The 21,639-nt window shown below is 48.7% G+C and carries 19 protein-coding genes; 7 read left to right on the plus strand and 12 right to left on the minus strand.

Annotated elements, in window-relative coordinates; translation table 11 throughout:
- On the plus strand, nt 1-205 hold a 205-nt coding region (locus ACK5LI_RS00285), incomplete at its 5' end, for an IS3 family transposase (RefSeq protein WP_416945619.1).
- Nucleotides 206-288: 83 nt separating this feature from the next.
- On the opposite strand, the gene ACK5LI_RS00290 is transcribed toward ACK5LI_RS00285, so the two are convergent.
- The 3 genes from ACK5LI_RS00290 to ACK5LI_RS00300 all read right to left on the minus strand — a co-directional run bounded on the left by ACK5LI_RS00290 (nt 289) and on the right by ACK5LI_RS00300 (nt 2,058).
- Nucleotides 289-558 (minus strand): Com family DNA-binding transcriptional regulator, encoded by a 270-nt coding sequence (locus ACK5LI_RS00290; RefSeq protein ID WP_416945621.1) that lies wholly within the window; start codon nt 556-558, stop codon nt 289-291.
- 170 nt (nt 559-728) lie between these two features.
- Nucleotides 729-938: a hypothetical protein gene (locus ACK5LI_RS00295; RefSeq protein WP_416945623.1), complete on the minus strand. Its 210-nt coding sequence runs from the start codon at nt 936-938 to the stop codon at nt 729-731.
- Nucleotides 939-1,323: 385 nt separating this feature from the next.
- Nucleotides 1,324-2,058 (minus strand): tetratricopeptide repeat protein, encoded by a 735-nt coding sequence (locus ACK5LI_RS00300; protein WP_416945625.1) that lies wholly within the window; start codon nt 2,056-2,058, stop codon nt 1,324-1,326.
- Nucleotides 2,059-2,545: 487 nt separating this feature from the next.
- On the opposite strand from ACK5LI_RS00300, the gene ACK5LI_RS00305 reads away from it, so the two are divergent.
- A complete protein-coding gene (locus ACK5LI_RS00305; RefSeq protein ID WP_416945627.1) occupies nt 2,546-4,747 on the plus strand; it encodes a methyl-accepting chemotaxis protein in 2,202 nt (733 codons plus the stop codon).
- 89 nt (nt 4,748-4,836) lie between these two features.
- Here the strand turns inward: ACK5LI_RS00305 and ACK5LI_RS00310 are convergent, their stop codons facing one another.
- The 6 genes from ACK5LI_RS00310 to ACK5LI_RS00335 all read right to left on the minus strand — a co-directional run bounded on the left by ACK5LI_RS00310 (nt 4,837) and on the right by ACK5LI_RS00335 (nt 11,708).
- Nucleotides 4,837-5,529 carry a cyclase family protein gene (locus ACK5LI_RS00310; protein WP_416945629.1) on the minus strand — a complete coding sequence of 231 codons (693 nt, stop codon included), beginning with the start codon at nt 5,527-5,529 and terminating at the stop codon, nt 4,837-4,839.
- A gap of 8 nt (nt 5,530-5,537) precedes the next feature.
- Nucleotides 5,538-6,944, minus strand: coding sequence for an aspartate ammonia-lyase (locus ACK5LI_RS00315; RefSeq protein WP_416945631.1), 1,407 nt, complete (start codon nt 6,942-6,944; stop codon nt 5,538-5,540).
- Between the two features lie 143 nt (nt 6,945-7,087).
- Nucleotides 7,088-7,582, minus strand: coding sequence for a peptidylprolyl isomerase (locus ACK5LI_RS00320; protein ID WP_416945633.1), 495 nt, complete (start codon nt 7,580-7,582; stop codon nt 7,088-7,090).
- 209 nt (nt 7,583-7,791) lie between these two features.
- Complete coding sequence (gene clpB, locus ACK5LI_RS00325; protein ID WP_416945635.1) at nt 7,792-10,386, minus strand: ATP-dependent chaperone ClpB; 2,595 nt, start codon at nt 10,384-10,386, stop codon at nt 7,792-7,794.
- A 35-nt stretch (nt 10,387-10,421) separates the two neighbouring features.
- Nucleotides 10,422-10,733, minus strand: coding sequence for a chaperone modulator CbpM (locus tag ACK5LI_RS00330; RefSeq protein ID WP_416945637.1), 312 nt, complete (start codon nt 10,731-10,733; stop codon nt 10,422-10,424).
- A 30-nt stretch (nt 10,734-10,763) separates the two neighbouring features.
- Nucleotides 10,764-11,708 carry a DnaJ C-terminal domain-containing protein gene (locus ACK5LI_RS00335; RefSeq protein WP_416945638.1) on the minus strand — a complete coding sequence of 315 codons (945 nt, stop codon included), beginning with the start codon at nt 11,706-11,708 and terminating at the stop codon, nt 10,764-10,766.
- Between the two features lie 117 nt (nt 11,709-11,825).
- On the opposite strand from ACK5LI_RS00335, the gene ACK5LI_RS00340 reads away from it, so the two are divergent.
- On the plus strand, nt 11,826-12,926 hold the full coding sequence (locus ACK5LI_RS00340; protein ID WP_416945639.1) for a polysaccharide deacetylase family protein: 1,101 nt from the start codon (nt 11,826-11,828) through the stop codon (nt 12,924-12,926).
- A 58-nt stretch (nt 12,927-12,984) separates the two neighbouring features.
- Here ACK5LI_RS00340 and ACK5LI_RS00345 read toward each other — a convergent pair whose 3' ends face one another.
- The 3 genes from ACK5LI_RS00345 to ACK5LI_RS00355 form a co-directional block, all read right to left on the minus strand.
- Complete coding sequence (locus ACK5LI_RS00345; RefSeq protein WP_416945640.1) at nt 12,985-14,007, minus strand: threonine aldolase family protein; 1,023 nt, start codon at nt 14,005-14,007, stop codon at nt 12,985-12,987.
- 43 nt (nt 14,008-14,050) lie between these two features.
- Nucleotides 14,051-15,151 (minus strand): glycosyltransferase, encoded by a 1,101-nt coding sequence (locus ACK5LI_RS00350; RefSeq protein ID WP_416945641.1) that lies wholly within the window; start codon nt 15,149-15,151, stop codon nt 14,051-14,053.
- Between the two features lie 174 nt (nt 15,152-15,325).
- Nucleotides 15,326-15,982: a hypothetical protein gene (locus ACK5LI_RS00355; RefSeq protein ID WP_416945642.1), complete on the minus strand. Its 657-nt coding sequence runs from the start codon at nt 15,980-15,982 to the stop codon at nt 15,326-15,328.
- A 222-nt stretch (nt 15,983-16,204) separates the two neighbouring features.
- Between ACK5LI_RS00355 and ACK5LI_RS00360 the strand changes: the two genes are divergently transcribed.
- The 4 genes from ACK5LI_RS00360 (at nt 16,205) to ACK5LI_RS00375 (ending at nt 21,241) form a co-directional block, all read left to right on the plus strand.
- Nucleotides 16,205-17,209: a PhoH family protein gene (locus ACK5LI_RS00360; protein WP_416945643.1), complete on the plus strand. Its 1,005-nt coding sequence runs from the start codon at nt 16,205-16,207 to the stop codon at nt 17,207-17,209.
- Nucleotides 17,187-19,514 carry an HD family phosphohydrolase gene (locus tag ACK5LI_RS00365; RefSeq protein ID WP_416945644.1) on the plus strand — a complete coding sequence of 776 codons (2,328 nt, stop codon included), beginning with the start codon at nt 17,187-17,189 and terminating at the stop codon, nt 19,512-19,514. The genes ACK5LI_RS00360 and ACK5LI_RS00365 overlap by 23 nt, the downstream gene beginning before the upstream one ends.
- Nucleotides 19,511-20,035: an rRNA maturation RNase YbeY gene (gene ybeY / locus ACK5LI_RS00370; RefSeq protein ID WP_416945645.1), complete on the plus strand. Its 525-nt coding sequence runs from the start codon at nt 19,511-19,513 to the stop codon at nt 20,033-20,035. The genes ACK5LI_RS00365 and ybeY overlap by 4 nt, the downstream gene beginning before the upstream one ends.
- Before the next feature lie 642 nt (nt 20,036-20,677).
- A complete protein-coding gene (locus ACK5LI_RS00375; RefSeq protein ID WP_416945646.1) occupies nt 20,678-21,241 on the plus strand; it encodes a 3D domain-containing protein in 564 nt (187 codons plus the stop codon).
- Nucleotides 21,242-21,639: the final 398 nt, after the last annotated feature.

Below are 21,639 nucleotides of genomic sequence, written 5' to 3' on the forward strand. Positions count from 1 at the left end.
CAACGCGGTTGCAGAAAGCTTCTTTCAACTTCTCAAACGAGAACGAATTAAGCGGAAAACTTACAGAAGCCGGGAAGAGGCCCGGCAGGACGTATTTAATTATATAGAGATGTTCTATAACCCGATTCGCCGCCATGGACACAATGGCAACTTATCTCCAATAAAATTTGAAGAAAAGTTTGTTAGTAAAGTTGGGGGTGTCTAGTAAATTAGTGGCGATTCAAATCCACACTTTCCGAGGGCATACTCATCAAAATGCGGAGGGCTTCACCTTCATATAAAGTCGCATTACCACGTTGTCTCAACTGATTTCTCCGAGTGAGCCTCTGGGGCTTCTCGGTCGAGACACACGGTCCTCACATAGTTCATTGTGCCGCAACGACGGCACTTAATCTCCAGCTCTCTTGCCTCTCCCTTGGCCAACAATCGGTTGCAATGACCACATCGTATTTCTTTTTTCATTATGGTTGCCATGAGGTACGCCCCTTGGATACAACCCTGCTTAGTCTGATCAGACGACTGGAGCAGCGGGTTATCTTTCTGAATGGTTACAGCCATTCAGGGGGCCGTGGTACGATGGCCTAGCATCGCGCCAGTGGGGGTGTTGGTGCACTCCCGCCTGTTCCTTATGGTGATTCCGGCTGTGCAGTATGCACAGCCGGATTTCTTTTATCTTCGCTATTTGATTGTGAAAGAACGGTGAGCATCGGCAATACCAATGCCGTGGATTACGCCGCAGCCGAACCTTGAGGCTCAGGCAACAAAAACACCGGCTCAAGAGTTGTAATTGCTTCCACCGTTTGAGCATCATCCATGTTTTTGGTCGCTTCCAGCGCATCCTGATAAACGCTACGCAAAACTACAGGCTGCAACAAAACAGCGAGGTAAGTGATGAACGGATGAAATACGAAATATTGGCCAGCAAAGCATACAAGCAATCATCCTAGGGCAACAAGGTCTCACGCCGGAAGGCAACGCAAACCTCTTATACGTCAAGGCTGAAAACTGTTAAGCGGGGATTCTTGGCCCCCGTGGCAATATCTTCAAAAGCATAAGGCTGTTTCCATTCACGAACAGTCTCGGTAACGTTCGCTTAACTCCGAGGGCGAAGCTTGTGATCGCTGTATTGCTGATCTGACTGCGTGCGTAGTCTTAGCGCTTCCGTGTAGAGCTTTTCCCATCTACCCGCCGTACGATAGATCAGTACAATTCATTACACCACACTCTGGGACTATACACTTAGCTTCCGCAAGACACGCCAAACAGTATCAACCACACCGAGAGGCCTGCAATTCGCAAAGATTTAAATTAGAAAAGCTAAAATCACTTACTCCCCTGACAGTACTTCAAGAACTTTTGAGCTTCCAAAAATTCTGAATTCAGAACCAGAGCCCGTTCCAGATGCAACATGCAGGAGTCTAGATCACCCTTTTCAAAATGCACTCGTGCCACATTAAAGTGTAAGTGATCATCCTCTGCAACTTCAAGTGCGCGATTATAGAAGCGCAAGGACTCATCATAATGCCCATTCTTCCGAAGACTGATACCAAATTTATTAAACCGCGCCTTCTGTTCTTTCTGAAAGGCCTCATCAATCCCTAAAAGAGTATCAATGACCCTTTTCAGGCGGATATAATCCTTCTTCTCAGAATAAACTTCACCGAGTCCGAAGTTTCCGGTTACATTCAAACCGTCAATCATCAGGGCCTTGATAAACATCCGCTCTGCTTCGTCCAGATCTCCTTGTTCAAGCAAAGCTTCCCCTTCATGCAGTTTATTCTTTAACGAATTTAATGCAGGAACAGTGTGTGTTTTGTAATACGAAGGTTCGGGCACATACTTGCGTAAAAAATCCATCTCATTATGTTCCCGCCGGATGCCGGAAGGCACATGATGAGCATTAAGAGGTTGAACCTCGTAAAGGTCAGCCTGCAGACGACGGACATACCAATACGTCACTTGCTGCTTGAATGACTGAGTCCCCCCAACGCCTACTACTGCATCCTGCTGCAAAGAGTATACACCAAGAATTTCAGGAAAAGTATTTTCCAAAGCCACAATCGTCCCTCGTACTATGTCCTGCAATTGCAGGAGATGATCTTCTCGCTTAGACCTGCGGAAGCTAACCTCATTTCTGTTATTTTTTCAACAAGTTAATCTTTGACCGTTATTTCAGTATGGTTGAACATTATACGAACTGCACAAGCTCTTAAACTTATTATATCAGATTGCATTCAGTACTCCCCAAAACGTATCTCTTATTTTTTGCTACCCAGCATCAAGGCGGACTCCGCAACAAGCCGGCACAAAAAATTCAACAACGAAGTCTCATTTAGTTTGCGAAAAAAGCAAACCACCCTAATAAAAAAACTAGTAATACCGATAACTACAGTACACTCTCGACATATTATCACAACACCGGGGAGGAATCATGTTGAAAAAAAGCATTACCACACAACTTTCATTAATAATTTCAGCATGTACTGCCATAGTTTTTGCAATACTTATTTACATCGTAACTGAAGTTTCCTACCAGAGCACAGTTATGACGCAAGAGCAAAATATCGCAACCATAAACACGCAACTTATTAAAATTTCAGAAAACACCATCAATACAGCTCTGCAGTCAGCCAAAAATTTTGCAAGGCAACGTACAATCATAAATGCCCTTCGCTACAACTCGGCAAAAACAATTCCTGCACAAGATATTGAAAGCGCTTTAAACGGCAATTCAATGCTTGAAGCAATGGCCCTTCTTGACCCTGATGGCAATATTCTGCGTCTTGTAAACCACCATGGCGAGCAAAAAGGAATAACAAACCAACTGACTGACAGCGCAATCAAAGCTCTTAAAAGTGCAACGGATTTCATATCACCAACGGCAATACAACAAGACGGTATTGTTTTGGTAGAAATTGTTACGCCAATAATTGACCCGATAACAGAAAAAACTATTGGCGGTGTTGTTATTTTCCTGAACTGGACAAAATTCAGCGAGATATATGTCAGACCTATCACCCTGGGTAAGCAAGGATACATTGCGATTTCTGACAGCGAAGGAGTAATGTTCACTCACCCACAGGAAAACATTATTTTTAAGTCAATGGCAAGCCTTCCATTCATACAGCAGGCCTTACAAGAAGACAGCCTGACGCTGGACTATAACTGGGAGGGGGATGACAAAGTGATGGTCAGTTCGACTATCCCCTCCACAGGATTTAAAATAATCGCAAGCGCCTATACGGATGATCTCGCTGAAACCGCCACAACACTACGAAATACCATGATTGGCATCGGCACACTTGCCGCTCTGTTACTGATCGGTATCTCGGTTTTCTTCATCCGTCGGGTTGTTTCCAAGCCTATCCATCAATTGCAGAACTATAGCCAAGCCGTAACAGGTGGAAACCTTAATACCCAGCTACGGGGCAGTTTCCAGCTTGAACTCGCAAGCCTAGCTAATGATCTGCAGCAGATGGTGAGCGAACTGAAAGACAAATTGTCGTTCAGCAAAAGCGTTCTGGATGAAATCCCCTTACCTTCACTTATTGTAGATACAAACGAAAAAGCGAATTTTGTTAACCAGCAGTGCCTGAATATGCTTCAAATCGACAGAACGCCTGAAGAATGTCTAGGCCGGACTTTGGCAGACCTGTTTTACAATGATCCCACCCGAAAAACAGCTGTCGGCAAGAGCATGACCAATAAAGAGGTTATTTCAAACCTTGAAGTAACCATTTCAGGGCACAAAGGGCGTAAAACTGACGTGCTGGCCAACGTAACCTATCTTTCCGCACTGGACGGCACTGTTACAGGCGGAATGTGCCTGTATCTGGACATGACAGAACAAAGAAGGCAGCAACGTCAAATTGCAGAACAAAACCAGCGCATCGCGACAGCAGCAGAAAATGCCGGTAACATTGCCGCACTGCTTGCTTCTGCTACAGAAGAACTTTCTGCACAGGTCGAACAGTCAACACGCGGCGCAGATACACAGCGAGAACGCACGGGCGAAACCGCAACAGCCATGGAAGAAATGAACGCGACTGTGCTTGAGGTGGCCCGAAACGCAACTGGAGCAGCCCAACTGGCGGACCAGACCAAAGCCAAGGCGCAGGAAGGCGGTGCTGTTGCCCAAAACTCAATTACTAAAATCAACCATGCGCATGAGCAGGCAGTGCAACTGCAGACCGACATGGCCGAGCTTGGCAAGCAGGCGGAAGCAATCGGCCAGATAATGACAGTTATTGCAGATATTGCAGACCAGACTAACTTACTTGCACTTAATGCGGCCATTGAAGCCGCCCGCGCAGGCGATTCAGGCAGAGGATTTGCCGTTGTGGCAGATGAGGTACGAAAACTGGCAGAAAAAACCATGAGCGCCACACAGGAAGTAGGTACCAGCATCAAGCGCATTCAGGAAAGCGCACAAAAGAATATCCGTAATACGGAACTTGCAGCCACGGCCATTTCTGAAGGTACCTCCATGGTGACAAATACAGGCAAGTCACTGGAAGAAATCATGTTGATGGTACAGGAAAGTGCTGATCAGGTAAGCAGCATTGCTACTGCTGCAGAGCAACAATCCGCAACAAGTGAAGAGATCAACCGCTCTACTGAAGAAATAAACAGGATTGCAGATGAAACAGCACAAGCCATGATGGCATCTTCGCAAGCAGTTGCCGATCTGGCTCGCCTTGCAGATGAACTGAAAAACATCATTGCAGACATGCAGCAAGAATCCTGAGAAGACGGAAGATAACTAAATCAGCAGAGGGCCACGACAACAGTAGCGGCCCTCTGTTTATGTCCGGAGGACAAAGCGGCAAGCAAAAACTAAACAAGCACAGTAACAGCTGCAGGAGAACCGCTTCCTCCGGCAAGTTGTAGTGCGCCAATCACCACAGTTGCTCCTTTGGCAGGCAATACTCCCAGATTGCAAAGACATTCCACCACTACCCCGCCATGCGCCAGCACAAAGGAATTACAACGAAAAACATCTTCAGCAGGAGAATCAACACCGTGTGTATCAATTCCGACCCCTGATGCGCCACGTTCTGAAATCAGCATTTCTACTGCAGCATACGAAATGGAAGGAAACATCATGGAACCGCCTGCCTGCACACCTAAAAACTTTCGCGGCTCTGTCCAGTAAGCATCCCAACCAGTATGCACTGCTACAAATGCTCCCTCAGGTATAATTCCATGCCGCCCTTCCCATGCATGTATATCTTCCAGTTCAAGCATGGCGCCTGCGCAAGCAGTGGCTTTGGCAGAAATATCCATTACAACCAGAGGAAACACCAGCGGAGACGCCGCAACATGCGACATGTCGCGCCCCCCGCGCAAAAATGACGACGGAGCATTTACATGTGTACCGCTATGCTCTCCCATACAAAAAGCCCGTAACAAAAATCCCGCCTCATCAAAGTCTGCCCAAGGCGTGAACTGTATGGGAGGATCATCCGGCCACAAAGGCATGGCGGCAGATATAGGCTGAGAGCAACTATATGTTTTACTGAATTTCACTATCGGGCCTACCTTTTGCGGAACTGCCTTGGAGCGAGCATCTTACTGGGATCAAGCAGCTCGTTATACTCTTCGGCAGTCATCAGCCCCTGAGCATCAAGAACCTCTGCAACCGGCTTTTTAGACTCCTGAGCTTCTTTAACGACTCTTGCTGCAGCCTCATAGCCAATAGCCGGTGCCAATGCAGTAACAACTCCTAATGAGCCTTTCAACAACTCGAGGCACCGCTCATGATTAGCGGTAATTCCTTCGATACAACGTTTGCGCAACGTATGCACCGCACGAGTCAGAACGCCCAGCGACTGAAACAGGTTAAACGAAATAATCGGCCCGAAAACATTCAACTCAAGCTGCCCTGCTTCTGCAGCCATAGTCACAGTCATGTCGTTTCCGATAATCTGATAGCATACCTGTGTAACCATCTCCGGAATCACAGGATTTACTTTGCCCGGCATGATAGAAGACCCCGGTTGCATAGGCGGTAGATTAATTTCATGCAATCCGGTAAACGGGCCGGAAGACATCAACCGCAGGTCGTTACATATCTTCGACAGTTTTACGCTTGTCCGCTTGAGTAAGCCGGAAAGTGTCACATAAGCTCCGGCATCGCTTGTTGCTTCCACCAGATTCGCAGATTGTTTGATTGGCAGGTCCGTAATATCGGCCAGGATAGAACATGCAAGAGCGCCATATCCCGGCACAGAGTTAATGCCCGTTCCCACCGCTGTCGCACCAAGATTCACTTCACACAACAGCTTCATTACTTCTTCCAGCCGCTCAACATCTTCATTTACTGTCACGGCATAGGCGGTAAACTCTGCCCCGAGTGTGATGGGGACAGCGTCCTGCAGCTGAGTCCTGGCCATTTTGATGACATTGCTGAACTGTTCGCCTTTCTCATACAGCGCATCCCGCAATTCCTGTAATGCCAATAAAAGATCTTTGCTATACCAGACCAAAGCTATGCGTAACGCTGTAGGATACACATCGTTGGTAGACTGCGACAGATTCACATGGTTAAGAGGATGGATAATGTCATAGCGGCCCTTCGCATGCCCCATCAGTTCCAAGGCTCTGTTACATATGACCTCATTCGCATTCATGTTCACGGAAGTACCGGCGCCGCCTTGAATAACATCCACCAGGAACTGATCATCAAGAAGGCCCCCTCGAACATCTTTGCAGGCCTGTACAATCGGCTCCGCAACTTCCGGCGCCAACTCGCCAAGCTCAAGGTTAGCAAGTGCTGCTGCCTTTTTTACGGCGGCGAATGCCTGAATGAATTTATTGTATTGTGAAACGGGCAAGCCTGTGACATCAAAATTTTCCAATGCGCGAAGAGTCTGAATGCCGTAATACGCGGATTCTGGAACCTTACGCTCTCCCAGACTGTCATGCTCTGTTCTGTATGTCATAATGCCTCTGCTGGTCAGTACAAGTTATAGCTTTTACTTTCCTATCTACCTGTTATTGCACAATGCGGCAACAGAACAAATAAAAAGCGCCTGCCGTAAAAACAACAGGCGCCCATAAGCACATGTGTCAGGAATAGTTCGGGCTAATCCATTACCACAGCTTTGTTGATCACTACAGGTACCAGCGGAACGTTCTCAAAAGGTCCGTAGCTGCCGGTGGGAACGGCTTTAATAGCATCAATGGTACTCTGCCCCATGGTTACTTTACCAAACACGGCATAGCCCCAGCCGGAAACAGATTTACCGCTGTGGTTCAAAAATGCGTTGTTCTTTACGTTAATAAAAAACTGCGCGGTTGCAGAGTGAGGGTCCTGAGTACGAGCCATTGCAAGCGTGTACTCTTCATTCTTCAACCCGTTGTCAGCTTCATTCTGGACAGGCTCACGAGTTTCCTTCTGCTTCATGGTTTCGGTAAAACCTCCACCCTGAACCATAAAACCGTCAATCACGCGGTGAAAGATAGTTCCATCGTAAAACCCATCGCGCACATACTGCAAAAAGTTTTCACAGGTTTCAGGAGCTTTCTCAGTATCCAGCTCAACTACGAAATCACCCATGCTTGTCTCAAAGCGAACCATAGTGTTCTCCCCTCTGGCAAATGCAGTCCCCGCCATAAACACGAAGATGCCCGCAGTTAGTAAAGTACAAATCAACAGTCGTAGGCTCATATTTCACCTGCCTGATTCACCGCCTGAGCGGTACTGTAATGGTGGGGTCTGCATGTAGCAGACATTGCTGTTTCACGCAACGTAAACCGGCCGCCCGCAGGCGGCCGGAAGTTTACATGTTATTGCTCAAAAAAGAGTTCATGCCCATCGCTGTCCACGCGCACCTTCTGCCCGTCACGCAATTCTCCGCTGATAATCTTTCGAGCCAGCGGTGTTTCAAGGCGTTGTTGCAGATAACGTTTGAGCGGACGTGCACCGAATACCGGATCATAAGCAGATTCAGCGATGAACCGCCTGGCCTTGTCCGAAAGCTCTACAGATATCTTACGTTCTGCAAGCCTGCCTTCAAGGCGCTTAAGCAGTAATTCAACTATCGCTACAATCTGCTCCAGCATCAACGGCTTAAACAGCACTATTTCATCAACACGGTTCAGGAACTCCGGCCTGAAGTGCCTTCTGAGTTCTTCGAAAACCTCTTCCTCCACTCCGGGGTTAAATTCCCCTTCCGGAGAAATACCATCAAGCATCAACGGTGCGCCGATGTTGGACGTCATAATCACAATGGTATTTTTAAAGTCCACTGTACGGCCATGGCTATCCGTCAGCCGTCCGTCATCAAGAAGCTGCAATAAAACGTTAAACACATCCGGATGCGCTTTTTCTATCTCATCAAAAAGCACAACGCTGTATGGCTTACGCCGCACGGCTTCGGTCAACTGGCCGCCTTCATCGTAGCCGATGTAGCCGGGAGGCGCCCCGATAAGACGAGCCACAGTATGTTTCTCCATGTACTCGCTCATATCCAGCCGGATAATATTCTCTTCTGTATCAAACAAAGACTGCGCCAGTGTTTTGCAAAGTTCAGTTTTACCTACACCGGTAGGCCCGAGGAAGATAAACGAGCCAATAGGCCTTGCAGGGTCTGAAAGACCGGCGCGGGAGCGGAGCACGGCTTCTGCCACTGCATCAACCGCAACATCCTGTCCTACTACCCTTTCGTGCAACACATCAGCAAGGCGCAGCAACTTTTCGCGCTCAGACTCCAGCAGTCTGGTTACAGGAATGCCCGTCCAGCGTGCGACAATCTCGGCCACGTCATCCGGTCCGACTTCTTCTTTAAGCAAGCGGGGGCCTTTCGCGTCAGTACCTTCTGTTGCCGCCAACCTTTTTTCCAGATCATGCAGTACAGAATACTTAAGCTCTGCCGCACGGTTCAGATCATAATTTCTCTCTGCTTCCTCGATCTGCCGGCGTGTACGTTCGATATCTTCTTTCAGATTTCGTACACCATCGATTGAGCCTTTTTCCTGCTCCCACTGAGAGTTAAGAGCCGCCTGTACTCCGCGCAGGTCTGCCAGTTCGTTTTCAAGCTTCTGCAGCCGCTCACGTGAAGCCTCATCAGTCTCGCGCCGCAACGCTTCACGTTCGATTTCAAGCTGCATGATTTTACGATTCGCTTCATCCAGTTCGGCTGGCAGCGAATCAATCTCTGTACGGATAAGCGCAGCAGCTTCATCAATAAGGTCAATAGCCTTGTCCGGCAGTTGTCTGTCTGCGATGTATCGATTTGAAAGCGTAACAGCCTCTACCAACGCGGAGTCGCTGATGCGCACGCCATGGTGCACCTCAAAACGCTCCTTAAGTCCGCGCAGAATAGAAATCGTGTCTTCCACCGAAGGTTCATCCACAACCAGCGGCTGGAAACGCCGTTCAAGGGCCGGATCTTTTTCAATATACTTACGATACTCATCCAGAGTGGTGGCGCCGATACAATGCAGCTCGCCACGTGCAAGCATCGGCTTGAGCAAATTGCCCGCATCCATGGCCCCATCAGTCTTTCCGGCACCGACAATCGTATGCAGCTCGTCAATGAACATCAGAATACGGCCTTCGGCCTGCTCTACTTCTTTAAGCACGGCCTTCAGACGTTCTTCAAATTCACCACGATATTTGGCACCGGCTATAAGCGCACCCATATCAAGGGCAAACAAGCTCTTATCGCGCAACCCTTCAGGAACATCCCCGTTCAGGATACGATGTGCAAGGCCTTCAACTATGGCTGTTTTACCAACTCCTGCTTCACCGATCAGTACGGGGTTGTTTTTTGTACGCCGTGACAAAATGCGGATAGTACGCCGGATTTCAGCATCTCTGCCGATTACAGGATCAAGTTTTCCCTTGCGAGCTTCTTCTACAAGATCACGGCCATAACGGCTGAGCGCCTCATAGGTATCTTCCGGATTAGACGAAGTTACCCGCTGCGCCCCGCGAACCTCAGTAAGGACGCTAAGCAGTTTTTCCTGCGTCAGCCCGAACTGTGAAAAAACCTTTCCAAGGGGGCTGGATTTAGACTCTTCAGCCAGCACGCAGAACAGGTGCTCCACGCTGACATATTCATCCTGCATCCGTTTGGCGAAATCCTGAGCTTTCACCAGCAACCTGTTCAAGCGCTGCGTAACAAAAATCTGCCCCTGAGCTGCTCCCGGTCCGCTGACCGCAGGCTTCTTTCCAAGCTCTGCTTCCAGTGCAGAGGCAAAAGCTTCCGGACGGACTCCTGCTTTTATAAGCAAACGTGGAACAAGTCCCTGTTCCTGAGCCACAAGAGCGAGCGCAAGGTGCTCGGCATCAACTTCCTGATGACCCAATCGTACAGCTACATTTTGCGCTTCACTCAGCGCCTGCTGTGATTTTTCAGTAAATTTATTAAGATCCATGACACTCTCCTTCGTACCAACCTGCAATCAGTGCATTAAATCAATTTTTCAAGAGTCCTTACTTTACGTTCCAGATGGTCGATACGTTCTAACAAATCTACAATAATGACTCCGCCGACACTGGGCAGATCAAAATCGTCACAAATACGTTGCAGTTTACGCAGGCGGTATACATCCACCCTGCTGAAAAGGTACCCCTTACCAGCTGTCCGCACAGGAACGAGCCAGCCGTATTCCACCAGTTCCCCAAGCCTTCCGGGATGAATTCCGGTCAACTCGATAAACTCTGCCCACGCGATATATTCCGACCGGATAGGTAAGTCTCTGGATTGCCGTTCTACGGACATGGCACGCCTCCTGATGCGTTCAGTGTTGCATTACGGTCTCGGGTTAAAGGTTGAAACTGCTGCCAGTCGTTCCCACAATTCGCGTTCTTCTGCCGTAGGGTTATCCGGCACACGGATCTGAGTCCGTACATACAGATCACCGCGGTTTGCCGCAGATCCTAAACCTTTGCCCCTGAGACGCAGCTTTCTGCCGCTTCCCGTTCCCGGAGCGATATTCAACTCGACTTCACCATCCAGCGTGGGCACCCGTGCCTTGGTTCCCAACACAGCCTCCCACGGAGCAAGAGGCAGTTCGACGATAATATTTGTTCCATCGACAGTAAAAAGAGGATGCTCGGCAAGCTTTACCTTCAGGTACAAATCTCCGGCAGGGCCGCCGCCCATTCCCGAATCGCCCTGACCGGAAAGGCGGATTTTAGCTCCATCTTTAATCCCGGCAGGAACATTCACCTCAAGGTGTTTGTTCGCACCACCCTGACCTTGTAAGGTTATGGCTTTCTTACCACCTTTATAGGCTTCTTCCAACGAAAGAGTGAGTTGTGCTTCCACATCACGCCCTTTGCGCTGTCTACCGGAAAAATTGCCGAACGGGTCCGGCCCGAAACCACTCGTCCGCTGATAGCCTCCGGCGCCTGCGTTTCCGAAGATCATATCGAAAAAGTCGCTGAAGCCGGACGCATCAAATCCTGCACCGCCGCTAAAATTTGCGCGGTTGAAACCCTGAGCCCCCTGAAAATTCTGGCCATGTTGCCAGTTAGGGCCCAGCTGGTCGTAGAGACGGCGTTTTTCTTCGTCTTTCAGCACCTCATATGCCTCGTTCACTTCTTTGAACTTGGACTCCGCATCAGCATCATTCGGATTCAGATCCGGATGATATTTGCGGGCCATCTTCTTGAAGGCCTTGGCAATTTCTTCCTTGGAGGCGCTGCGCTCTACACCCAGCAATTTGTAGTAGTCCTTGTATTCAACTCCCATCTCGTATAGCTCTCCTTTGACAGCATCTGTATCAGAGTCACCTTCCGACACTGTTGCCGAAAGCGGTCTCGTTATTTCAAGTAATCCGTATTAATCCGCAGTCAAGCGAAATTACTCATGACAAAGAGTTTACCGGTACTGATGTACCATTATATCAGCAAGTGTGAAGGCTCCATTTCCGTACATCCGGAAGTTTTCGAAGATCACTGTAAAGCCTTGGCAGAAAACGGCTGGCGAGGAATCAGCCTTACTGAAGCCGAACAATATCTGCTGCACGGCACCCCCCTTCCGAAAAAATCTGTTTTATTTACTTTCGACGACGGCTACCTGGACAATTACGTCTACGCATGGCCCATCTTAAAACGTTATGGTCACAAAGGCACCATATTTGCCGTCACTTCACGGATTGAGCACCATTCTGCCTTACGTCCGACAATTGAAGATATACTTGAAGGTCGCGCCCGCCGCGAGACTCTGCCCCCTGTAGACACCCCATTTCAGGAACTGGCACAAGGCCTCTGTGTCCGGCAGGATAGCTTCATCAGCTGGAGCGAAGCCCGAGCAATGGAGTCCTCGGGTGTCATCAGCATTGCAGCCCACTCCACCACACATAATAATGTCTTTGCGTCTCCTCAGTTTAGCAGCTTCATTTTTCCGCGTAGCAGAGGTCGCACATTTTATCAGGTTGAAGGTGAAAATCTTTGGGGTATGCCTGCTTTTCCCGCTATTCCCGCACTCGTGGGACGTGCGTTTGTTCCCTCTGCTAACTTGCTGGATACAATCAGAAGGCATGTGCCCCAAGATGCGGAGCTGGCTTATGAATTTGCTCGTGATGAAGAAAAAGTTGAAGCATTACGAAACCGCATCAGCAGGCTGACAGCTGACGAATTAGGCACCTACGAGTCTGATTCTGAGCGGGATCACCGTATGGCAAAAGACTTTGAGCTCTGCCGAAACGCTTTGGAAAAAGAGTTAGGGCACACTCGTCAGACATTCTGCTGGCCCTGGGGGACCTTCTCGCCTGAAGCTTTAAGTATAGCAAAGCAACACGGCTTCAAGGTGTTTTTTACCACGGCACAAGGGGCAAATCCGCCCCGAAGACCTGAAGCGGTGCATCGCTTCAAGGTAAAGAACAAGTCCGCAAAATGGCTACACTCGCGGGTAAAAATATACTCCAACAATCTGACTGCACGCCTCTACAATCTGATCCGCAAATAACAAAACAGCGCGCACCGGTCTGAACGGCCGGTGCGCGCTGAGCTTCTTCTTTCTTCTGTTAGCTACAGGCCGCTCTGATAGCTTCGATAAACTCTTCCACATCTTCAGACGATGTGGCAAAGGACGTCATCAGCCGCACTTCATTGGTTGCAGCATCCCATACGTTAAACAGATACTCTTCACGCAATGCCGCAATGGCGTCTGCAGGCAGACAGGCAAAAACGGCATTGCCTTGTACGGGGCGGGTAATTTTTGCCTTGGAAAGACTTTTAAGGCCTGTCGCAAGCTTTGCTGTCATGGCATTGGCGTGTGTTGCACTCTCCAGCCAGAGGCCGTCCTTCAAAAGTTCAATAAACTGAGCACTGATAAAGCGCATTTTAGAACTCAGCTGTCCGTACTGTTTACGCAGGTAATTGTAACCTTCGGCAAGTTCCGGCTTAAATACAACGACAACTTCGCCAAACATCAGGCCGTTTTTTGTTCCACCGAAACTGAGCACATCCACACCGGCATCGCGGGTCACTTGCCGCAGGGAAACACCCAGCGACGCCGCGGCATTGGCAATGCGCGCACCATCCATATGCAGTAAAAGGCCGTTTGAATGAGCGACATCCGCCAAAGCTTTCACTTCATCAACAGTGTATACAGTGCCATATTCGGTTGCCTGAGTAATCGAAAGCACACCGGGCTGTGCATGATGTACAACGCCGATATTTGCCAAAGCAGGTTCGATAGCCTCCGGCGTAAGTTTACCATCACATGAAGGCATGGCCAGCAGCTTAAGTCCGGCCATGGATTCCGGCGCACCCGTTTCGTCAACATTGATGTGCGCCACGTCAGAGCAGATAACCGCCTGCCATGGCTTCAGCATCCCACGCAAGGCAAGCACGTTTGCAGCCGTTCCTGCAAAAACTGGAAACACGGCAATATCCTCGCCCAGATGCGCCATAAATTGCCGGCGTACTTCTGCGGTATATTCGTCATCACCGTACGGCGCAGCATGACCGGCACTCGCTTTACACAGGGCGTCCATAATTCTGGGGTGAACACCTGCAGTATTATCACTGGCAAAACTTTTCATTACAGCTTCCTTATCAGCACCATCTATTTAACATTCAAAACAATCACAAAGAGCTATACAAAGCCAACGTTGCGTCAAGAAAGTCTTGCCCGCCAAGAGTTTTAATCCTGCGACCACATTCTATGCGCAAAGCCTCACGCCAATCTGTATCAACGGCGTTCTTCTGAATTAAATCAGCAAGGGCTGCCACATCCCCTTTGGCGCACAGAGCATCCTGCGGTAATAAGTCCGGCATAACTCCCACATCGGTAGAGATAAGCGGCCGTTGGCATGCCATGATTTCCAGTGCGGCTCTGGCAATAGTTTCCGACCAGAGCGAAGCGATTACTCCAAGATCCATGGCACAGATACAGTCAGTAATATCAGAACGCTTACCAGTGATGACTGTAATTTCCCGAACGCCAGCCTCATCTATCCAGCCTTCCACTTCCGCCAGTGCAGTTGCGGTTTCAAATCCGGCTAGCATCAGACGCAGATGACGCATACCGCGTTTGTGGAACAGTTCAGACACGGCAAAAATGAGTTCTTTTTGTCCCTTGACCCTGTCAAAGCGACCAAGGAGCCCTACAACAAAATGTTCCGGCCCATAGTTGAACTCTTTGCGTATGTTCTCACGCCCTGACGCGCTAAAATAAAATCTTCCGCTATCAACTCCGCCGCGAATAGTATGAACCTTGGCAGAAGGAACTTGAAGAGTATGGCAAAAATGTTCAGCCATGACGGAATTCGTAGCGACTACGGCATCCGCAACGGCACGATGCAACCACCTGTTCGGCAGGTTATTCTTTGGCAGGCGCTGATCACCGCGCGTACGCACAAGTTTGAAGCCGGCACCGCATTGGCGCATAAGGCCCCAGAGAACGAACGCTTCACCGCGATGGCAATTCACCACATCAGGTTTGAAATCCTTCACAAGACGCTGAAGCTGCGCATAGAGTCGGGCAAGCTTCGCGGGATTACTCGTGTTCAGATCAAACCCAAGCGGTTCAAGGCCCCATTCCTGAGCCTTAGCGAATGATTCAGTGCCTTCAAGCCCAAGAACCACTGTTTCATGTCCGGCTTCACGCAACAGGCGGCTCAGGTATGCCCCATACCATGCCGTTGCGTTAAACCATCGCACGTTAATCACCTGAATTGTTCTCACTGTTACGCCTCCGCCATACGAAATCCAAAAGTCGCCGATACAATTCGCCACACTCAACGCAGGTTCAGGTATCTTTGCAACAAAAAAAGCGGCCTTTCACAAGAAAGACCGCGAATTACCCTGTATGGCGACTCATGGCAACAACTCAAGTGCTGCCACAAACAGACAGCACAACTAGATACGCATATTTAAACCGTTTATGATGGAAGCACTTCCCTGAAAGTAATCCATCATCATGGACCCTGCGCCCATACCATTATTGGTTGCGCTCATAAAAAAGCTGCCAAGCGCTTCCATCTGAATTTCACGCTTCATATCAGTCTTGGAAATTCCGTTAAACTGCCGTGCTCTATCAAGATTAGAAATTGTCTGAATCTGCTTGAATTTTTCAACCATTTCAGGATTATCTTTAAGGTATTGTTCAACCTTGGCTTTATCCGCATGAGAACTGACAACCTCGACATTTCCGGTTACAGGGTCTGCTACCAGACGAAAATCGATGTCTTCCGCCACGCCCAGTTCCCGCAAATCAGCCTTTACCTGTTCAGCAAAGTCTTTTTCCATTTTATTCCGATGCTCATCCAGCATCGCAAAGGTAATTTTGCCGTTGCTGCTAGGCTCAATTCCTTCAAGTGCAGCATTGATCATCGCCTTGATTTCTTTCATAGACGATGCACCACCGGTGTATGCACTTACGCGGGGCCTTTTTACATTTTCAAGAGACTCTTTTGCAGCAGCCTGCTCTGCCTCTGCTTCATCATTTTTTTCATTTTTAAGAGTATTAGCAGTAAAGTTCATCCCATATGCAGATGAAATAGATGATGTATACATGTCAGCCTCCGGCTGCCGTTACGATTTAAGGCAATGAGCACTTTTTTCCGTACTGCTGAATTAAAGCATAAAGCATACCAAGAGTTGGTTTTATGGTGAGAAGTTCCAGCGCACCTGAACAATCGGCCATACCACCAAACGAATAGACTCTGTGACCAAAAAGAGGTAGCTTCCGCAAAGTTCAAAACACCACTTTCAACCGCAACACGGTCATAGGATCGCATGACTGACATAAATACTGTTTGTAAAACCCTTGAATTTGACGACCCGCATCTGGCGAACACGCTTTTCGGCCCGCAGAACAAAAACCTGAATCTGCTGGCGGAGCGGTCTGAAACGACCATCTCTACCCGCGGCACGACACTATGCGTAACCTCAGAAGAGACAAGTGCCGCAGACACTATGGTAAACCTGCTGACTCAGCTCTACGGAGTTCTTAAGGCCGGTCATCCGTTGTATCCGCGCGACATTCTGTACGCATGGACAATGCTTTCGCGTGAGCCTTCCACAAACCTGATGAAGGTTTTCAAAGAAGCGGTTTTCGTTGTATCCCCCAGAAAAACCATCACGGCCAAAACACTAAGCCAACGGGACTACATCGCCGCCTTGCGCGAAAATGACATGATTTTTGCCGTAGGTCCTGCCGGAACGGGAAAAACCTACCTTGCCGTCGCCATGGCTCTTTCAAGCCTGCTGGCAAAAAAGGTAAAACGTATAATTTTGACCCGCCCTGCCGTTGAGGCAGGCGAAAAGCTGGGCTTTCTGCCCGGTGATCTGGTGGAAAAGGTAAACCCGTACCTTCGCCCCTTGTACGATGCCTTGCATGACATGCTGGACTTTGAAAAAGTTTCGGAGATGCTGGAAAAAGGCATTATTGAAATTGCGCCGCTTGCATTCATGCGCGGCCGTACTCTAAACGATGCCTTCATTATTCTGGATGAAGCACAAAATACCACACCGGAACAAATGAAAATGTTCCTGACCCGAATGGGCTTCGGCTCTCAGGCAGTTATCACCGGTGATGTAACTCAGATTGACCTGCCGGGCTCCGGCAGCCGAAACCAGCTTGAACGCTCAGGGCTTGTGCATGCGCAGCGCATCCTTGGCAATGTTAAGGGCATACGCTTTTTGCATTTCCATGAAGACGACGTTATCCGCCACCCTCTGGTAGGCAGAATTGTTCACGCTTATGATCGGTTTGAAAATGAGTATACTAAAGAAAAATAACAGTTCTTCCCAGCTTTCCGGCGCACGGATGCGAAAGCCTTCCGTTCCGGTCACCGGCATTACCGTTCTTATTTTTTCGCTGCTTATTCTATCCGCTCTGGCCTCTTTGCACTTCAAAGAGGCCGTTACTATGTATGTTGCCGGAGAAGTGGCCGGACACACAATCACTGCGGATCAAGAATTACTGGTAGAAGATACTGATGCAACGGAAGAAAAACGGTTGCGTGTTGCAAGAAGCCAACCGCCCGTGTTTGACCTGAGCACCGCGACAATTGATGTTCTACGCGCAAATGTGAATGCTACCATAAATTCGCTGCAGCAATTGGCTGAGCAAGACGCAGAACCCATGCGCCAGCAGCTGGCCGAGATGCTGAATAGTGACATCTCCGCACGGACTTTTGATATCTGGCGCACACCGGTCTTCAATACGCTGCTGCAAAGAGAGGTTCTGCCCTGGCTGGAAACCCGTCTTACTTCCGGTGTTGTGGCTGACCAGCGCATTTTGCAGCAAGAGCGGAACGGCATCATCGTCCGCGACTTGTCTTCCGGCACAGAGGCTTTACGCGGTGATCTTCGTTTCATCCCCGACATTGAAGTGCTGGAAAAAGACCTTGAGGCGTACCTAAGGCACGATCTTAACATCCCGCTGAGAATACGGCGGGCTGTGTCCGAACTGATTTTTCCGCTGCTTGCACCTACCCTTACGCTGAATCGTGAAGCAACTACCATTCGTACAGAAGAAGTGCGTAATGCCGTTCCTCCGATTTATTACCGCATACAAAAAGGCGAGATAGTCGTTCGTCAGGGAGAACGCGTCACCGAAGAAATGCAGCTAAAGCTGCAGGCACTGCTCACACAAAAAAATGAATTGCTGTCTATTTCCAAAATGATCGGGGTGTTTTTCACCTCATTGCTGCTTGCAACAGCATTGCTGGTTTCTCACCGCACCGGAGGCATTTCATTTAAACGTAGCAAAGACATTATTTTCCTGTCTTGCACCATTCTGCTTTTTGCCTGCATGGCAAAGGGCCTGAACCTGCTAGGCACTGCACTTGCTGCCGGAAAAGACCCTTATTCATATGAATTACTGCCTTTCCTTTTCCCGCTGGCAAGCGCCGGAGGCCTTGTCGGACTGATTTTCTCATTCCGCCGATGCGTCACGACATCCCTGCTGCTCTCATTTATCTGTATGGCCATGGTCAAGGGCGACGCAGATATTATGCTGTTTTTCTTTCTTTCTTCAGTCTGGGGTGCATGGGTCATAAGACGCGCTCAGACAAGGCAAGACGTGGTATGGAGCCTGTTTCCCCTTGCAGGAGGCATCATCGCCATCTGGTGTGGCGTTGTCTTTCTTGAAGGAACAGGTTTCGGACGGTTCGGGTATGGCTTACTGCTTGTTACAGCAAATGCAGTCCTCTCTCTGCTGCTGGTATTTGCCCTCAGTCCTATTGTGGAGCATGCATTTGGCTACACAACACGATTCCGCCTCATGGAGTTAATGAACCTGGAACAACCGCTTCTTCAGGAGCTGATGGTTACAGTTCCCGGAACGTACCACCACTCTCTTATTGTTTCCAACATGGTAGAAGCCGGAGCAAAGGCAATTGGTGCAAACAGCTTGCTGTGCAAAGTTGCCGCGCTGTATCACGACATAGGCAAACTGGCTAAGCCTGAGTACTTCATCGAAAATCAGCAGGGCGGAAAGAACAAGCATAACAAACTAGCCCCGTCCATGAGTGCCCTGATTCTGCTTTCTCACGTTAAAAAGGGCACAGAACTGGCCCGCCAGCACAGGCTTGGAAGCAGAATTACTGATATTATTCAGCAACATCACGGAACTTCGCTTATCCGGTACTTCTACCAAAAGGCCATAGACAACGGCGAAAATCCCAGAACAGAAGATTACAGCTATCTGGGCCCCAAACCTCAGACAAGAGAAGCTGCAATCGTCATGCTGGCTGATGCAGTAGAAGCCTCAAGCAGAACGCTAAGCGAACCGACACCAAGCCGTATTCGCGGACACATTGAGACAATAATGAAAGGGATTTTTGCCGAAGGTCAGTTGGATGAATCTGAACTGACTTTCCGACAACTTTCTATGCTTACAGACAGCTTTCACAGGATTCTTACCGGCATTTTCCATCAGCGCATTGAGTACCCTGAGGCACGGCAAAACGGCAAAGCTGCACCTCAGGAAGAAAAACGCGCACCCGCTCAGCAGGAACGTAAACAAACAACACTCATCGCGGCATCTGATAGACCGACTCGCCCGCAAACACCGACACGAAACGACAACTTACAATGATTAGCCTGACGCTACGCACTGGCGCACTCATCGCCTTTCCCTATACAAAAAGGCAAACCTGTCAGGCAATACAGGTCATGTTGGAGTGCCTTGGCACTCCGGCAGCCAGCCTTGAACTGATTCTTACAGGCGATGAAGAAATCGCCCGGCTGAATGAAGAGTTTCTCGGCTGCATAGGGCCTACAAACATACTGTCTTTTCCTTCCGAAGAGCAGGAATCTTTTGCTACCGGCAGTACTGGCGGGGCAACGCTCGATTCCGCTGCTCAAAAGTCGAACGAGCATCATATAGAAACGCAAGGCAAAATGCTCGAGACTATGCCCCCATATGACATGGGGGTACTTGCTCTCTCCACAGTGGCTGTAGTTCGTGAGTCTTTTCTCTACGGACAACGAGCAGAGGAACATGCTTTACGGCTGATAGCGCATGGCCTGCTGCATCTTGCGGGGTACGAGCATGGCTTTGAGATGGACATGCAGACAGACAGCCTGGTGGAACACTCTCTTCGCTTTCTCAGCTGAAAAAACAACTGGCAGGCGTTGTTCCGGTAACTTTTAATACCACTCACTGTTAGATACCTTATTTTGCCCATTGCCTCCCCCTGAACGTTGTAGAATCATTCAGCCCTTCAACTGTACTCCTCACAATCTTAAATCGTTCCAATCCGGTGCCGACAAGCAGCCATTAACCAGAAGAGCGTCAACTGCCAGACTATGCATCCAGCAATGTTAAGCAGCAAATATCCTACCGACCGATGCGCCCCCCCGACTCATCATATTCTGGGACTCAGAATCATGACCTGTCACTTCAGATATATCTTCATAGGTTGTGCCTGAAGGGCGTCTTTTACAGCCTCGCATCCTGCGAAGACAGAGCACTATCAAAACCGCATGCAAACGTAACCACTTCAGGGTCAACATATCCCCCTTGTTTCAGCTAAAGCCGTAAACGTTATCAAGGACACACGAGAACTTAGCTCCATAAAAAATAAATACAAAAACTTTATATAAGGAGAGGATACACAGCGTCACCCTGCTAGCGGCCTGTTAACTATTCATAACTACAACAGATAAAAAGCTGCCACTATTTGCACGCAAAGGATGGAAAAAAAGAATCTGCTGGGGTAAGCTGCAAATCCTTCACTGCAACGGGAGAAGTACAACATGCCCTTACGACTTATGAGCAACTTTCTCTTATTTTCTGGAATGATAGTTTGCATTGCAGTCTTACAGATTCAAAACTCCAGAATAGCAGAGTTGGAAACTCATCTTGAAAATCTAAGTCACAATGTAGGGGCGCTGGACGCCCGAATTGAGGGAGAAGAAGCTCTTTCCGGTTTGGCACTGAAATTTGCAGTTTCTAATAAAGCGACAATGCAAAACCTCAGCCGTATGCGGACTGTGACTGTGACAGCATATTCTCCACGAGAAAGCGAGACAGACTCCTCTCCTTATTACACAGCCTCAAACCGACCAGTACGGGCAGGAATTCTGGCAGTTTCAAGAGATCTTTTCGACTCGGGCTGGGTATTCGGCAGAAAAGTATACATCAAATCACTGGGAATTTTTACTATCGACGACCTTATGGCAGGCTCCAAACAAAATCAGGTTGATATTTTTATGTTCGATACCAGTCAGGCTCTGGAATTTGGCAAACGCACCATGCAGGCTCATCTTCTGGACTTACCGCATGGCACAATTCAACTTAGCCAGACAGAGTTAAAATAGAAAAGTCCCCGAACGGGGACTTTTTTTATTATCTCTCAGGCAGTTAAGCAAATACGGAGTATTGTTATCAACTTGCACTTTTGAAAAAGTCAGCCTTTAACACTAACCCCTCACTACAATAGGGGCACTTTAAAGAGACTGAAGACTGCCCTTCCTTCAACGGTTTATTTTTCAAAAGGAAAACCTTCTGGCAGTAGGGACAGCGGATACGAGAAGCAGCTTCCGTAGTCATATATTTCACTCCGTTACAAAGTATGATGACGGTATCTAAAACATGAGAACATACTACTCAGCACTCAGCCGAATAGCAACCGGCGCTTTCCCTTGACCCGCGTGTACAACAGGCATAAGTACATGCTTCAATATCTAGTTAGTGTGTGCACTTACACGCTCTGCCG

This window comes from Oleidesulfovibrio sp. (genome assembly GCF_047973035.1).
Classification (GTDB): Bacteria; Desulfobacterota; Desulfovibrionia; order Desulfovibrionales; family Desulfovibrionaceae; genus Oleidesulfovibrio.

What these genes read in the sequence shown, in the direction of transcription:
- ACK5LI_RS00355 (WP_416945642.1), bottom strand. Translation starts at nt 15,982, where the DNA reads ATGTATACATCATCTATTTCATCTGCATATGGGATGAACTTTACTGCT.
- ACK5LI_RS00335 (WP_416945638.1), bottom strand. Translation starts at nt 11,708, where the DNA reads ATGGGAGTTGAATACAAGGACTACTACAAATTGCTGGGTGTAGAGCGC.
- ACK5LI_RS00345 (WP_416945640.1), bottom strand. Translation starts at nt 14,007, where the DNA reads ATGAAAAGTTTTGCCAGTGATAATACTGCAGGTGTTCACCCCAGAATT.
- ACK5LI_RS00365 (WP_416945644.1), top strand. Translation starts at nt 17,187, where the DNA reads ATGAGTATACTAAAGAAAAATAACAGTTCTTCCCAGCTTTCCGGCGCA.
- ACK5LI_RS00360 (WP_416945643.1), top strand. Translation starts at nt 16,205, where the DNA reads ATGACTGACATAAATACTGTTTGTAAAACCCTTGAATTTGACGACCCG.
- ACK5LI_RS00315 (WP_416945631.1), bottom strand. Translation starts at nt 6,944, where the DNA reads ATGACATACAGAACAGAGCATGACAGTCTGGGAGAGCGTAAGGTTCCA.
- ACK5LI_RS00305 (WP_416945627.1), top strand. Translation starts at nt 2,546, where the DNA reads ATGACGCAAGAGCAAAATATCGCAACCATAAACACGCAACTTATTAAA.
- clpB (WP_416945635.1), bottom strand. Translation starts at nt 10,386, where the DNA reads ATGGATCTTAATAAATTTACTGAAAAATCACAGCAGGCGCTGAGTGAA.
- ACK5LI_RS00290 (WP_416945621.1), bottom strand. Translation starts at nt 558, where the DNA reads ATGGCTGTAACCATTCAGAAAGATAACCCGCTGCTCCAGTCGTCTGAT.
- ACK5LI_RS00330 (WP_416945637.1), bottom strand. Translation starts at nt 10,733, where the DNA reads ATGTCCGTAGAACGGCAATCCAGAGACTTACCTATCCGGTCGGAATAT.
- ACK5LI_RS00340 (WP_416945639.1), top strand. Translation starts at nt 11,826, where the DNA reads ATGACAAAGAGTTTACCGGTACTGATGTACCATTATATCAGCAAGTGT.
- ACK5LI_RS00320 (WP_416945633.1), bottom strand. Translation starts at nt 7,582, where the DNA reads ATGGTTCGCTTTGAGACAAGCATGGGTGATTTCGTAGTTGAGCTGGAT.
- ybeY (WP_416945645.1), top strand. Translation starts at nt 19,511, where the DNA reads ATGATTAGCCTGACGCTACGCACTGGCGCACTCATCGCCTTTCCCTAT.
- ACK5LI_RS00375 (WP_416945646.1), top strand. Translation starts at nt 20,678, where the DNA reads ATGCCCTTACGACTTATGAGCAACTTTCTCTTATTTTCTGGAATGATA.